Below are 14,398 nucleotides of genomic sequence, written 5' to 3'. Positions count from 1 at the left end.
ATGTGCTTTTCTGATTAAATTGCGTTTTAAAGGAAATCTTTACTCTACCAAATTGGTAGAGTATTAAAAACAGCCCTATATTTGCCCGAAATTGGTTCGCTAATTTATGCCAACAGACCAACTCATTTTCTTAACCTTAAGTCTTTATATACTGGGCTTTGCAGGGCTATTAACCTTTAGGAATTCCTTTTCTAAAATCATAGCTTCTGCTTTTTCTATTATTATAAATCTTACTGGCTTAACCATTGCCCTCTTATTACTCAGTCGTTTTCAAGAAGTAGAATTCTTTGAGTTTTCTTGGGTAACCTTCGTCAATTCTTCCTTATCTGCCAGTCTTCTCATAAATAAATTGACCTTATTAATGTGGGCTTTAGTGCAGTTTATAGCACTTCTGGTTCAACTTTTCTCTGTCAAATACATGGCACAAGACAGTAGGTTTAACCACTACTTTGCCTACTTAAATATGTTTGTCTTTTCTATGCTAGGCTTAGTCTGCAGTGGAAACCTCCTTTTCATATTCATCTTCTGGGAGTTGGTTGGCTTTAGTTCTTATCTCCTAATAGGATTCTGGTACAAAAAACAATCCGCCACTAACGCTTCTTTAAAAGCATTTATAATGAACCGCATTGGAGATGCAGGCTTTTTGATAGGTATAGGCCTCGTCTATTTTCAATTTGAAACTTTAGAGCTTTCTGCTCTGTCAACTATAATTTACGAACCAAGCAGCATATTAACCTTAACAGGCCTTATGCTTTTTGGCGGCTGTGTCGGAAAATCAGCACAGTTTCCATTACAGGTTTGGCTTCCTGACGCCATGGAAGGACCCACGCCCGTTTCGGCATTAATTCACGCCGCCACCATGGTAGCAGCAGGTATATTTTTATTGGCAAGAGTTGATTTCATTTTCACGCCTACAGCAGGCCAAGCAATTGCTTTCACTGGTGCTTTAACTTCTATTTTGGCGGCATATTCTGCCGTATTCCAGTCGGACATCAAAAAAGTTTTAGCCTACTCCACTGTATCACAATTAGGACTCATGGTCATGGCTATGGGTGCAGGAGCTACCAATGCCGCTCTTTTTCATTTATTTACCCACGCTTTCTTTAAAGCAGGTTTATTCTTAATAGCAGGGGCTGTGATACACCATTTCCATCACGAACAAAACATGTTCAAAATGGGTGGTCTTTTTTCTAAAAAAACACTTTTGGCTATTCTATTTATTATCTGTGGTGCTTCACTAGCCGGTTTGCCATTTTTCTCAGGATTCCTTTCCAAAGACGCCGTTTTACTTTCAACTTGGAATTGGGCAGAAAGCCAAAACTCAACATTGCTTTTCATCCCTATTTTGGGGATTTTAGCGTCTGTATTGACAGGGTATTATATGATGCGGGCCTTTGTTTTAGTATTCCTAAAAAGAGGAAACAGCCAAGAGCATCATACAGCCAGGAGCGGACTTAGCATTTTTGAGTGGTCTATACTTCCCTTGGCTCTTTTATCTTTTTGGTTTGCCTTTGGCAATAGTCCATTAAATTTTGAGGTGAACAGATTTACCAATCATTTCCCTATTCCTCATCAAAACAATCATTGGCTAGGTTACTTGGTTTTAGTCCTTGCTATTTTAGCAATAGCTCTATCTTATATTAAAACGAAAAAGGAAGCGGCTTTAGAAACACAAACACTTAATTTCTGGTCGAAACTAGGACTTAATCACTTTTATATTGATTGGTTTTATTTGAATAAAATCTCAAAACCTTTGGCAGGACAATTACACCAAATTGCCCATGAAGAAAGCCTCCACCCTGCAGGTACACTTCATAACATGAAAGGTTTTGCCAGAATGATTTATAAATTCGACCATCTTATCGTAGACGGAAGCATAAACCTTTTAACCAAAGCCTTCACAGGATTAGGAACGCTGGTCTATGCCATTGATGAAAAAGTAGTGGACGGAGGCGTAAAACTCATTTATATTTGGGTGGAACGCATTGGCAATAGATTAAAAACAATACAAGGAGGAAAAATACAGAGCTATTTGATAGCCCTAATTCTATTTTTCTTGGCAATAATGATACTTTTGAATTTGCTCTAGCAGAATATGACAGCATTTCTATTATCCTTTTTAATATTTTTACCGCTACTGGCGGCAGTACTCATTCTATTTTTACCGAATAGACTGGAGGCCTCATCCAAACATATAACCATTGGTATTTCCTTGGTTAACCTGCTCATCTGTATATTTCTCTTTTACAGTTTTGATAAAACCATTACTGGCTATCAGTTTTTGGAAGAAGCGTCTTGGATAAACCTAGACCTCGGAAAACTTGGTGTAATTAACATCAATTACATCTTAGGTGTTGACGGCATCAGCTTACCTATGGTTTTATTAGCGGGTATTGTGTTTATGGCCGCTGCCATAGCATCTACCAGCATTACTAAAAGGCCAAAGGCATATTTTGCCTTCTTTTTACTTTTGACATCTTCGGTTTATGGTTGTTTTATCGCCTTAGACTTTTTCTTATTCTTCCTGTTCTTTGAGTTTATGCTCTTGCCTATGTACTTTTTGATAGGTATTTGGGGGGGAGAAAGGAGAGAGTACGCCGCCATGAAATTCATTATTTATACCTTGGTGGGTTCCGTTTTTGTTTTGATTGTCATGTTAGCCATGGGCTTATCAGTGACTAATCCAGAGCTTTCTGCCGCACTTGGCAAAAACGCCTTTACTTTTGATTTTAGACTTTTATCAGACGCTTCTAATTATGTACCAGGTTCGGTTTTAGATGCTGCTAGCGGTACATATTGGTTTGGCTGGCCTGTCAAAAGCGTCCTTTTCATATTACTTCTAGTAGGTTTCGGTATAAAGCTTCCAATAGTTCCTTTTCATACATGGCTACCCGATGCTCACGTAGAAGCACCTACCGCCATTTCTGTGGTATTGGCAGGCATTCTTTTAAAAGTGGGTGGTTATGCATTCTTGAGAATAGGCATGGACTTTTTCCCGCAAGAAGCCATGGACATGGCTTCGGTCATTGCCATTTTGGGTGTACTTTCTATCATTTATGGAGCCTTTAACGCATTGGCTCAGGACGATTTGAAAAAGCTAATCGCTTATTCTTCCGTTTCTCACATGGGTTTTGTGTTCTTAGGCTTTGCGGCTTTTAACGAAGAAGGTATAAACGGAGGTATTTACCAGATGTTTAGTCATGGTATATTATCTTCTATGCTCTTTCTTATAGTGGGTGTAATTTACGACAGAACGCACAACAGACTTATTCAAAACTACCGAGGTTTAGCCAGCAAAATGCCTCTATTTACAGGCGTAGTTATTTTGGCTTTCTTTGGCTCTTTAGGTTTACCAGGAATTTCAGGATTTATTGGCGAGTTCTTCTCCCTTTTAGGTGCTTTCAAAACTTCAGCACTTTCTAAGTGGATTCCAGCCTTAGCAGTGCTAGGAATAGTTTTATCGGCCGTTTATCTTTTATGGACCTTACAAAGAATGTTTTTTGGCGAATTTTGGGTCAATAGAAAAATGGAAGAAAAAATGACCGACTTAAATACCAAAGAAGTGGTGTTACTTTTCTCTTTAGGTTTTCTTGCCATACTATTTGGGATATACCCAAATCTGCTTTTATCTATCTCAACCGGTGCAGTAGATGCATTTTTAAACAAATAAATGTTAGAGCAGCTTTCACATATCCTTCACAGTACTTCGTTTATTTCTGCCGAGATAAGCTTGGTTTTGGGAATAGTAGCCATTATTATTTTAATAGCCTTTGGCAAAAAAAACAGCACTTTTAGAACAGCTGCTTGGGCACTTGGTCTTTTAACTTTTATCGCTGCTTTTTTTCTAGTAGCCACCACTCCCGAAGCATCACAAAGCATTTTCAATGACCTTTTCATTAGTGATAAAACGAGCCTTTTTGGCAAAGAGTTAACCTTACTCGCTTCTATAGCCATTATGCTTCATATCAAAGTCATGAAGCACGACCTTGACGGCGAATATTATGTTATACTACTCGCCATTGTCACTGGGCTTCTTTTTCTTTTGATGGCTAACAGTTTTATTAGCGTTTTTGTTTCGTTAGAAACCGTTTCTATCTGCTCTTATATCTTAGTGGCCATGAATGGCAAAACCTATAACCTAGAAGCCAGTATAAAATATTTAATTTTTGGAGCTGCTAGTACCGCCATCATGTTATTTGGGATTTCCTTTTTATATGCCGCTACAGGGTCCTTAATATTCAACTCTGATGCATATTTAACACACATCCCAAACAATGCTGACTGGGTAATATTAACGGCTTTTAGTATGACCTTGGCAGGCCCTCTTTTTAAACTCTCCGCTGCTCCTTTTCATATCTGGGCACCTGATGTTTATGAAGCCACACCTACGCCATTGGTTTCATTCCTTGCCATTGCACCTAAAATTGCATCCGTCTTTTTAATTTATAAGTTATTAGGAGCTATTCCTGTAGACACCACATTGGTACTTGGTGTGATCATCTTGCTATCTATTCTGATAGGTAATTTCGCGGCCTTGTCGCAGAAAAATGCGAAAAGAATGATGGGTTATTCAGGAATAGCCCAAGCTGGTTTTATCTTAATTGGTTTACTAGCTTTTGAGAGTTCAGGTTTTCAGGCTTCCATTTTCTATTTGACGGTATACCTATTTATGTCCATCGGAGCATTCTTAATGTTGGATATGATTTCTGAAAAAACAAAGTCAGACCTTTTTGAAAAGATGGCAGGCTTAAGTCAGAAGTTCGTTTTCTTTGGCGTTGTGGGGCTTATATTTATGATAGCCTTGGTAGGTTTGCCGCCTACGGCAGGTTTTACCTCCAAGTTTTTGGTGTTTAGCTCGCTTTATGAGCAATACCATAGCTCTGGCAGAAGCATTCTAATGTGGGTCTTGGCTTTTGGTTTACTAAACACAGCCGTTTCCATTTATTACTATTTGAAGGTGCCTTATTTCATGTTTTTGAAAAAGCCAGCTGACACCCTAGAAAGTAAAAGTATTCCGCCGCTACAGCTTATTTACCTCAGCATACTGGCCTTTATAGTGCTTGGTCTTTTCTTTGCTCCGCAATGGGTGCAGGGGTGGTTTTAGTAGATAAGGGCTAAAGGGACTGTGAGCCCCCACAGAGTATGATACCTAGACCGGTCCATGGGGAAGTTCTTGGTGTTTTCAATTCCTTACTGTTCCATTCCGTTTTCAAAATGCCAATGTTCAATCGAAGCAGAAGAGAAGTGTTAAATGAAAAGTGACCCTTTCTGATTATCTCTTTTTGGCTCGAAATAATTCTTTGAAATAGCCCAATCATATAAGCTTATATCAACCGGCAGCTTATTCAAGGAACCGCTAAGAGAGTTCTTGCTTATCCAATCCTTGGACTTGCCAAACTCCGAAAAAATACCTGAAGGAATTGAAGACCCTTCTCCAATAAAAACAAACACATATTCTAACATAACTATTTATTATCAAAGGTAAAGTAATACACTAAAGTCCTTTTAGACATAAATTTCAACTAGCTAAAGAAAATCAATTCACCAAGCCTCTTCAAAAACATGACCAACAGCAGCATCCCTACTGAGTAAACACAGCACCCAATTCAAGAGTCTTGCTTAACTTTACCTAAAAGAAAGAAATCATGAAACCTTCAAACGAAACAATGCTGAGTTTTAAACAGCAACTAGAGTGACCGAAACTCAGTTAAGTGAAATGTACTCATTTGAACAAAACAAATTTATTATACTAAGAACGCAGATACCTACAGCGAGTGTCCTATTTTTTTATTTCGAATTGACTTCTTTAAATGTTCTTATTTTATCCGCTCGCTTCTGATGTACCCAATCTGGCCACGAAGTAGGATCTTCAGCATCATATATTCGGACTTTTTGGTTTTCACCATCGTTTAATAAGTCTTGTGACTTACAGCCCAGTACTACCGCTGCGGTTTCAAGCCCCGAATTAGTGGCACCACCAACACCGTGAAATAGTGTGCTTGCTCCAGTTAAGAACAGGTTTTCAATTTCTGTTTTAGGTTTAAAAGCCAAAGGACCAACGGCTTTCAATGTTTTTTCAGTTCCATATACATTGCCTCGAGTAGAGTTAATATAGTATCTATTGGTCATGGGAGTGCCTAATTCAACCTGAACGACGTGTTTTCTGGCATCAGGAATAAGACTTTCGACCGTATTTAACATCTTGTCTATCAACTTCTTTTTAAAGTCTTTATACTCTTTAGTATGATAATCTTGTCCTTTTTCGAATTGTTCAAACGCCGAAAAGTCTAAAAAAGTAACGATCTCAAAATTATGATAACGTCCATTAAAACTTGGAGGGTCTTTAAGTGTGGTGCAACTAAGAAAAACACCACTAAACTGTTCACCTTTTAGCACATCATTTTCGGTTAGCTTACCATAGACAGCATCTAAATCAGGATCGCTAATTTTCCAGACATTTCCGGAATCAATTCCATATTTTGTAACATCGATGTCTAATGTTAAAAACATGATGAGAGAGGTCACCGAATATTTAGTATTGTCTAATCTTTTCTTCAGCTTTTTGCTAATGTTATTTTCCCCTACGAGTTCCAAAAAGGTAATACTTGGATCTGCATTGGAAATTACATTTTTGGACTTGATTACTTCTCCGTTTTCTAGCTTTACACCAATGGCCTTTTTTTGTTCTACTAATATTCTTACCACTTTTGATTTGGTTCTAATTTCGCCCCCAAGTGATTTTATTTTTTTCGTGAATGCTTTTACATAACCTCCTCCACCTCCGGTGGGGTAAAATGAACCTTCAAAATAATGAGCCATTAGCATGGCATGAACCAAAAAACTTGCCTTAGATGGCGGCAAGCCGTGATCCCCGCACTGAACGTTGAGAATTGTTTTAAGTAGTGGGTCTTTAATATGCCAATCAATCACTCGTTTGAGTGAAAAAAGTCCATATTTACCAACATATCTCGTTTTGTAGGGAACTATTAGGTGATCCCAAAATCCTTTCATTGTTGGAATGAACATCATCTGAGTATAAATAGAGTTGACCAAATCGACATATTTAATAATGCCTTTTTCTTCTTTTGGAAAGCGTTTACATAATTCTCTTTTAAAATTTTCAATTCCAGCAGGTATTGAGAATTTCTCGTCTCCAATATGACAATGCTCGTATCCTTTTTTATTCATTTCAAAAAAGACAATGTCATTTGCAATTCCCAAACCACACAGCAGTTCATTGGTCCCTTCTCCTTCTCCAATTAAACCAACATAATGAACCCCTGGGCTAAAACGCTGACCGTTTAACGTAAAACTATGACACCAACCTCCTGGAACATCATGTTGCTCCAAAAGCAGGACTTTTTGACCAGCTCTAGCCAAACATAAAGCGTTTGATAAACCACCAGCACCTGAACCAACAATAATCGAATCGTATTCTTTATCCAAAGTCTTTAATTAATAATTAAATAATTCGCTTTGATACCAGTAGTCGCGTTCCGCAGAGCTAAACCGCTCTTCGGTTTTGAAGTAGCTCTTTATTTTTCAGTTTCAATATAAGCCTTTAATTCAACATTAATTTCGTTAAAACCAGATGGAGCTATTTTCATCATTGGCAAGTTTTACATTACCTTATTTAAGAAGTGCCTATTGAGATCCAAGACGCTACGCTCAAGAGCTTTATATACTATTTCTGTTTTTATTTAAGACGGCATTCAACTCAACCCTAAATATAGGGCAGTAGCTAAGCCCAAAAAAAAACATGACCTACGACAGTAAACCTATTGAGCTAACACAGCACCCAATTCAAGAGTCTTGCTTAGCTTTACAAAAAAGAAAGAGATTATGAAACCTTCAAACGAAACAATGCTGAGTTTTTATCAGCAACTAGGTAGAGTATTTTACGGCATTGCTGACGCAGACGGCACCGTCCGACTGGACGAAGTAGAAAAGCTTGACAGCATAGTAAAAGAGCATTGGCTTCCTTTAGAAGGTACTTTTGATGAGTTCGATACCGATGCTGCTTATCAAATTGAGATTGTATTTAGCTGGCTTCATGAAAACGACTGGCACGAAGGAAACACCTTACAAGAGTTTGGTGATTACATGAAAGAACACCCGAAGCTTTTCACAGAGAAAAACAGGCAACTAATTTACAATACCGCCGAGAAAATTGCGGAGTCTTTTCATGGCTTTAATAAAAAAGAAACCACCTTTTTGCATGCTTTGAGTGACTTGTTGAAGTATTAGTTTTTCTTCTGGGCTGAAAATAAAAGCTAGAACCTAGCTCACAGAAGCTTGGAGCCTCGGTGTGGAGTTTACAAATGGCTGGTTTAATAAGTAGCAGATATTAGCCAGAGGCTGATTAACCAGCCGACGGCAGACAGGCACTCCTACGAAGCTACAAACTTCGTAGAGCGAAAAATTGCATTAGTGTTTCAGAGCTCAAGAAATGGGAGGCGTTCCTAATTACTTATTATTAAAATAAATTAAGTTTACGACAATGAAATTTGAAGATTTTTTAGAGGTTCATAAAATAAACTCTGAGGGTAATCCCTTGTTTGAAATTTATTTCGAAAAAGTTGAATTGAATGATGACTCTTTTCGAGAGATAGAGGGCATACTAGGTTTTGAATTCCCTAACCATTTTAAACAGTTCTGGTTCTATTTTAAAGCTAAATATTTTGGTGGTTTAGTTTTATTACCTATAAAAACTAACCAAAAGGGTTCAATATTACAAGTATTAAAACAATTTGACTTCTTCTTGCCAAGGTATATTCCCTTTTGCGACGACCAAACTGGAGGACATTACTGTTTTGAAACAAATGGAAATATTGTCTTCCTTGACGAGGTTGGTAATCTTGAAGTTACGGAATATTTAGATTTTTTGGATTTTGTAATAAAAAATGCCTATTAGAATATAGTGAGAGGGGCGGTGTTGGTCAATCTTCAGATTGACCTAGCTCTCCGAAGCTTGTAGCTTCGGTGGGGTGATTACAAACCTCTGGTTTGAACGAGTAGCAAAAAATATCAGCCAGAGGATGATTAATACTCCTACGAAGCTACAAGCTTCGTGGAGCGGATTCAAGTTAAGACTTCATATAAATAAACAGAAGTTCTCTTTCCAGCTTTTGATTTCTCTCTATGCCTTCGAGAGAACGATTTTCTTTATAAAATGGATAAAAGCTATCCTTTAAACTAAAAGAAATCCTTTTAAGAGGTGAACGGTGTAATTCCACAAAAGGGATTATCGCAGAATTAACAGGTCTATAAATAATTAGTTCGGGTATTGAATTTGGCAAAATGTCATTTAAAAACCATTCTATATCTTCTTGAACTTTTAAAGGATATCTACTTCTTGATATTAATTCCATCGACAGATAAATGGATAAGCCATCAGTGTTAATACTATCCAAATACTTCGATGTCTTCTCTGAAATTAAAAGTATATTATCATAAAAATCACCTGAATCAATATATTCTACCAATTCATCTATATGTAATGCCTCAACCGAGTTTGGGCAAGTTGCTACCTTTTGTATAGCACCTTCTAGCCACTCGTATAATTTGTAAACTCCGTCCATTACTTTTTTACCAGTTGTTTTTTTTATTGCCTTTGGCCTTCCAGAAATATTGTCCAACCGCGACCCTATTACGGAGACGCCATTTGAGAATTGTTTAGGATTAACTACACTCTACATCAAAAAGAACCCCATCCCATGCGTTTTATTGGCCATTGGATGTAAGAAACAGAGGATTGCAATTCCCAGTAAAATCAATCGTAATTGTCTGTCGGTCAAATATCTTTTACAAATGGCTAAGCAGAAAAATATAGTCAAAAAAGCGAAGGTTCCGCTTCTGGTAGAATCATAAATTATCATGGCAGACAGCGTAGAAGCCGCACCTGCTATAAACATAGGAGCCAAAGCCAAGTATTCTTTTTTAGTCCACAGAATAGCACCAGCCAAAAGAAACAACAACCACCAGCCTTCAAACTGCCATAAGAGCCTAAAGCCTAAAGAGTCTATACTTTGCTGTATTCTGATAGCAAACTCGCCATCTGGATTATAAGTAGGTTTCATGCCCACCACATTCATCAAATAATAGCGACCTGCCACCCAAGCACCCCAAGCCAAAATAACGGCCACCATAGACCAGTTAAACTTGATTTTTATCTTCTCGTTTGCTTTAAACTGTGGATACCACCAAAGCCAAACAAAGGCTAATCCGCTACCTACAAAAGCTCTTTCATCGTTCCAAAAGGCCAGACTTAAAAAGATAAATACCAAATAAGGTTTTCGAGCAAAATAGATACCTAGAAATAAGAAGAAGTAAGAGAATAAATCGCCGTAGCCACCATTGTCAATAAAGAAACAAGCACCTAAGTAAATGGATGCTATGCCTAACATAGCATAAAGCGTGGCAGATTTATCTTTCAATAAGTCATTAATAAAACCTGTGAGCATGTAAAAGAATAACAAGCCACAGAGCAACTGCAAGCCATACAAAACAATGCTGATATGGGAAATACCTAAAACTCTTACAAAAATGGGTGCTACTAGCCTGAAGGTTCTACTTTCTTTGCCCGAATAGGGCTCATAATCAAAGTTTGAAGTGAGCGACTTTGCACGGTCTTCTACTGTTTGATAAAGGAAGTGTTCGGTCTTATCTACAAAAACAGATTGATAAAAATCTCCAAAAGATTTAAGCGGCGAAATATTATTAAAGAAAGATAAAACAACCACCAGAGCACATAGCAAAACAGTCTTAAATCTCCAGTTTTCGGCCGAAACAAATGATGCTACCCAAGCTTCTATTTTCTCTAAATAACCTGTAAGTATTGACATATCTTTCTAAGAGATTTTCTCTATTTTTTCTATAAAGGGCTTGTAATCTGAAAGTGGAATAAAGTGTTTATTACTACGATAACTCAACACGGTAAACACCAAAAACAAAGAGATAAAAAAGGCCTGAAGCACTATTATCATAAAACCAGAGGCTAATGAAGAAGCCCAACCTGGTGTAGCCATTTCTGCCACAAATTTCAATTCAAAGACAACTGCAATTCCTAGAAAGGAACAGGCTATCAGGAAGATGGAAAAAAGCATAATTCTTACTGCCGTCACATCCAAGAAAACGGCGATGGTGCTCATTCCATGTAATACCAATGACACAAAATTCATTTTAGATTCGCCTGCCAATCTAGTACCTCGCTCTAAAGGAATAGAAGTATAAGGTAGTTTTGAACGAATTACTCCACCAGGATAATTATTCCATATTTCAGAAACAAAAGCCAGCTTTTTTAACATCCCATGTGGCACTATAGAAAAATTACCAAAAGTGATAACCTGCGAAGTCAACAACTTAAATACCAACTTATAAATCTGATAAGATACTTTAAAGACTATACCCTCACTTCTTTTGCTTCTATGAGCAAATATTATTTTATCGGGGTTTTCGGTACTAGCCTTTATCATAGCCGGAATGTCGCTTGGCTTATCCTCGCCATCCGCATCCATTACCAGCACATTTGATTTAGCATCTGAATTCGCCAAATGAGCTAAACCTACCGCTATGGCCTTTTGATGCCCCACATTTCTTAATAAATGAACTACCGAAATATCCAAACTAGGATAACTAGCCACCTGCATAGGCAAACTGGAGCAATCGTTCATCACTTGCACCGAAAATCGAATTTTAAGCAAATTAGCCTGCTCTTCTATTTTTTCTAGAAGTTTAGAAAGGGCATCCCAGTCGTTAAAAACAGGGATTAAAATGGTAATGTTTTCAGACATTTATCTTTATCAAAGGCTATTCAAAAATCTAAAATATTTTATTTATTTGGCTTTTTCGCCAAGTACTTGAAAAAGAAGGTTTCTTCAGAGGCCACAAACTGCGTTATTGGGTAACTCACGCATATCTCTGGCAAACTTAAAACATCTTGTTCGTAGGGTGGCCTAAACTTAGGTTTATAGCCCGAATATTTGAATGAACCAACCATATCCATCATCGGACCTATCGAAGCCAAAACCAATAGAGCAATCATCCAAACTCGTTTAAGTTTTTTGGACTTCATGAATGCATTAAAAGCAAAAACTGAAAGCAGCACCAAGGAAGGCATAGACACTCTATTGCACCAGTCGTTCCAAAGTCCAAACCTATAAAGTGGAATTAAGAGTAACACCAAAGTAAGCAAGTAAAAAAGTGGCTTCTCTCCTTGTTCCCAATTACCCTTTTTGATGAAATAAATAGGCAGAACCCAAACCACTACTTCAAAGAACACAAAATAAAGGAAGACCAATATTTGATCTCTTAAGGCTGAGCCTTCAGCTGTAAAAATGAAGTGCTTCACCAAATCACCAGATTCAATGGCTAACAAATAGCTCGCTAGAAAAAGGAAAATAATTGGAGCTATCACCAAATTGGTAATATTAAAAACACCTTTAAATCTTTGCTGAAATAAAACGAAAACGAAATAAGGAAATATACCCACCAAAATCAGCGGCGACCACATCACCAGCAAACAAAGTAAAAAAGGTGTAAACGTAATGTTTTTATCTATCAGGCCATCATTAAGTAAAATCCCGATGCCCAAAATAGCAGGTATAAAATGCTGTGGTGTCCAGTAGAGCATATCCGTAATATGCAGGTAGTTTAAAGGAATCACATCCCAACTATTCATCCAAAAAACAAAACCGTGTTCGTTGACTCGTTTGAGTATTTCTGTAATAAAACCACTTTCATATTTAAAGATGAATGAAAATATAGAAATGCCACCGAACAGGACAAAGAATAAAAAGAATCGCCAATTAAAACCTCCTGCAGCACGAGCCAACCAAAATACACCTAAATAAACACCCAAAGCTGTCCATAAAAAAACGATGAGCTGTGCATAGGTATAGCCTATAAAACCTGCTACAAAAGGACCTACTATATAGAAGGATAGATAATGACTGAGGTACATTTTTTCACCATCCACGTCATATTCAAGCGGCCAGCTTAAATTACTTAATTCTTTAGCTAGCGTATTGTTTTTGACATGGTCAGAAACTTGATAACCCATGCCCCCTGCTCCGGAGAACAAGAGCCAAACTGTTAAAATAACAAGTCCGATAAGTAAGTCTCTTTTCCTTAAAATGAAGCGTTCTTTAAAATCCAGCGATTTTACATAATTGAAACCTCCAAAAAAGAGCAAGCCAAGCATAGGAATCCCATACTCCAACCTCACCCAACCTAAAAAGAAGGGAATTAGTGGAAAAGCGATGTATAAAAAAGTAATTATTCTGATGTATGATAGACGCAGATTCATTGATTTTATGCTGACTCAGCCCAAAAGTAGTAAACCTTTATGAGGACTTAGAAGTCATGTCTGATTTTGTGTTAGACTTTATTACTTTTGTTTACCCAATAAAAGTGATTCATAAATGGAGAAATCCTTACTGATAGTAGTCCCGTGTTATAACGAAGAAGAAATCTTACATTCTTCTTTTGATAAACTCAGTGCTTATCTTCAAAACTTAATTGACAAGAAGTTAGTATCCAGCTCAAGTAAATTATGCTTGGTGGATGACGGCAGCAAGGATAGAACTTGGGAAATCATTTCGGAGCTTACCGCAAAAAGTAACATCACCTCTTCTATCAAACTTTCTAAGAATTTCGGTCATCAAAATGCCGTCTTAGCGGGTCTTTTAGAAAACAACCTACAATACGACGCCTTCATTACCATAGATGCTGACCTCCAAGATGACATCAATGTGATAGAAAAAATGGTGCTTAGTTTCCTTCATGGCTCGCATGTAGTTTATGGTGTACGAGACGACAGGTCTTCTGATAGTTTCTTTAAGAAATTCACAGCCGAGTCTTTTTATAAACTGATGCAAAAAATGGGCGTTCCCGTTGTTTTTAACCATGCCGACTTCAGGCTTATGTCTAAAGAAGTTGTGAACGAATTAGGAGCTTATAAAGAGGTTAATTTATTCATTAGAGGCATTATACCTACCATAGGTTTTAAATCTGACAAAGTTTTCTATGCCAGAAAAATAAGAGAAGCGGGCGAAAGCAAATATCCTCTTTCTAAAATGCTGGCCTTTGCATGGAATGGCATCACCTCCTTTTCCACCACACCCATGAAAATCGTACTGTGGTTTGGAATCTTTAATTTCTTGCTAGCACTCGGAATCACCGCTTATGTTTTATACAGCAAACTGGTAGGTGTTACGGTTCAAGGGTGGACCTCCACCCTGCTTCCAATGGCGTACTTCAGCGGCTCAAATATGATCGCTGTTGGATTAATCGGGGAATATTTGGGTAAAGTTTATGAAGAAATAAAGGCTAGGCCAAGATACATTATTGAAGAGAAGGTCAACCTAAAAAAAAACTAGGAGCTTAAATGGTACAATAC

At 37.5% G+C, this 14,398-nt stretch carries 12 protein-coding genes; 6 read left to right on the top strand and 6 right to left on the bottom strand.

Annotated elements, in window-relative coordinates; all coding sequences use genetic code 11:
- The first annotated feature begins 106 nt into the window (after positions 1-106).
- From ACSBFT_RS21600 to ACSBFT_RS21590, 3 genes are read left to right on the top strand one after another with little or no spacing between them, the layout of a single operon-like run.
- Positions 107-2,089: an NADH-quinone oxidoreductase subunit 5 family protein gene (locus ACSBFT_RS21600; RefSeq protein WP_489602395.1), complete on the top strand. Its 1,983-nt coding sequence runs from the start codon at positions 107-109 to the stop codon at positions 2,087-2,089.
- 6 nt (positions 2,090-2,095) lie between these two features.
- The gene (locus tag ACSBFT_RS21595; protein ID WP_489602394.1) at positions 2,096-3,670 is read left to right on the top strand and encodes a complex I subunit 4 family protein; all 1,575 of its coding nucleotides are present in this window, start codon (positions 2,096-2,098) and stop codon (positions 3,668-3,670) included.
- Positions 3,671-5,104: an NADH-quinone oxidoreductase subunit N gene (locus ACSBFT_RS21590; RefSeq protein ID WP_463046070.1), complete on the top strand. Its 1,434-nt coding sequence runs from the start codon at positions 3,671-3,673 to the stop codon at positions 5,102-5,104.
- Between the two features lie 143 nt (positions 5,105-5,247).
- Here the strand turns inward: ACSBFT_RS21590 and ACSBFT_RS21585 are convergent, their stop codons facing one another.
- Positions 5,248-5,463: a DUF7710 domain-containing protein gene (locus ACSBFT_RS21585; RefSeq protein ID WP_489602393.1), complete on the bottom strand. Its 216-nt coding sequence runs from the start codon at positions 5,461-5,463 to the stop codon at positions 5,248-5,250.
- 324 nt (positions 5,464-5,787) lie between these two features.
- Entirely contained in the window at positions 5,788-7,446 is a 1,659-nt protein-coding gene (locus ACSBFT_RS21580; RefSeq protein ID WP_489602392.1) for a phytoene desaturase family protein, read from the bottom strand.
- Between the two features lie 396 nt (positions 7,447-7,842).
- Between ACSBFT_RS21580 and ACSBFT_RS21575 the strand changes: the two genes are divergently transcribed.
- Complete coding sequence (locus ACSBFT_RS21575; RefSeq protein ID WP_489602391.1) at positions 7,843-8,247, top strand: hypothetical protein; 405 nt, start codon at positions 7,843-7,845, stop codon at positions 8,245-8,247.
- 253 nt (positions 8,248-8,500) lie between these two features.
- The gene (locus ACSBFT_RS21570) at positions 8,501-8,914 is read left to right on the top strand and encodes an SMI1/KNR4 family protein (protein ID WP_489602390.1); all 414 of its coding nucleotides are present in this window, start codon (positions 8,501-8,503) and stop codon (positions 8,912-8,914) included.
- A gap of 172 nt (positions 8,915-9,086) precedes the next feature.
- Here the strand turns inward: ACSBFT_RS21570 and ACSBFT_RS21565 are convergent, their stop codons facing one another.
- The 4 genes from ACSBFT_RS21565 to ACSBFT_RS21550 form a co-directional block, all read right to left on the bottom strand.
- Positions 9,087-9,581 (bottom strand): hypothetical protein, encoded by a 495-nt coding sequence (locus tag ACSBFT_RS21565; protein ID WP_489602389.1) that lies wholly within the window; start codon positions 9,579-9,581, stop codon positions 9,087-9,089.
- A 111-nt stretch (positions 9,582-9,692) separates the two neighbouring features.
- Positions 9,693-10,844 (bottom strand): hypothetical protein, encoded by a 1,152-nt coding sequence (locus ACSBFT_RS21560; protein WP_489602388.1) that lies wholly within the window; start codon positions 10,842-10,844, stop codon positions 9,693-9,695.
- Between the two features lie 6 nt (positions 10,845-10,850).
- Positions 10,851-11,792, bottom strand: a complete 942-nt coding sequence (locus tag ACSBFT_RS21555; RefSeq protein ID WP_489602387.1) for a glycosyltransferase — start codon at positions 11,790-11,792, stop codon at positions 10,851-10,853.
- Between the two features lie 38 nt (positions 11,793-11,830).
- Positions 11,831-13,306 (bottom strand): hypothetical protein, encoded by a 1,476-nt coding sequence (locus ACSBFT_RS21550; protein ID WP_489602386.1) that lies wholly within the window; start codon positions 13,304-13,306, stop codon positions 11,831-11,833.
- 115 nt (positions 13,307-13,421) lie between these two features.
- Here ACSBFT_RS21550 and ACSBFT_RS21545 point away from each other — a divergent pair, with 115 nt between their 5' ends.
- The gene (locus ACSBFT_RS21545; protein WP_489602385.1) at positions 13,422-14,378 is read left to right on the top strand and encodes a glycosyltransferase family 2 protein; all 957 of its coding nucleotides are present in this window, start codon (positions 13,422-13,424) and stop codon (positions 14,376-14,378) included.
- Positions 14,379-14,398: the final 20 nt, after the last annotated feature.

This window comes from Arcticibacterium sp. SM2516 (genome assembly GCF_057914865.1).
The sequence above is the reverse complement of the archived record's forward strand: the minus strand, read 5'-3'. Positions and strand labels throughout refer to the sequence as shown.

Coding starts and splice junctions, on each gene's coding strand:
- ACSBFT_RS21565 (WP_489602389.1), bottom strand. CDS start 9,581: ATGGACGGAGTTTACAAATTATACGAGTGGCTAGAAGGTGCTATACAA.
- ACSBFT_RS21545 (WP_489602385.1), top strand. CDS start 13,422: ATGGAGAAATCCTTACTGATAGTAGTCCCGTGTTATAACGAAGAAGAA.
- ACSBFT_RS21595 (WP_489602394.1), top strand. CDS start 2,096: ATGACAGCATTTCTATTATCCTTTTTAATATTTTTACCGCTACTGGCG.
- ACSBFT_RS21600 (WP_489602395.1), top strand. CDS start 107: ATGCCAACAGACCAACTCATTTTCTTAACCTTAAGTCTTTATATACTG.
- ACSBFT_RS21555 (WP_489602387.1), bottom strand. CDS start 11,792: ATGTCTGAAAACATTACCATTTTAATCCCTGTTTTTAACGACTGGGAT.
- ACSBFT_RS21560 (WP_489602388.1), bottom strand. CDS start 10,844: ATGTCAATACTTACAGGTTATTTAGAGAAAATAGAAGCTTGGGTAGCA.
- ACSBFT_RS21585 (WP_489602393.1), bottom strand. CDS start 5,463: ATGTTAGAATATGTGTTTGTTTTTATTGGAGAAGGGTCTTCAATTCCT.
- ACSBFT_RS21570 (WP_489602390.1), top strand. CDS start 8,501: ATGAAATTTGAAGATTTTTTAGAGGTTCATAAAATAAACTCTGAGGGT.
- ACSBFT_RS21590 (WP_463046070.1), top strand. CDS start 3,671: ATGTTAGAGCAGCTTTCACATATCCTTCACAGTACTTCGTTTATTTCT.
- ACSBFT_RS21550 (WP_489602386.1), bottom strand. CDS start 13,306: ATGAATCTGCGTCTATCATACATCAGAATAATTACTTTTTTATACATC.
- ACSBFT_RS21575 (WP_489602391.1), top strand. CDS start 7,843: ATGAAACCTTCAAACGAAACAATGCTGAGTTTTTATCAGCAACTAGGT.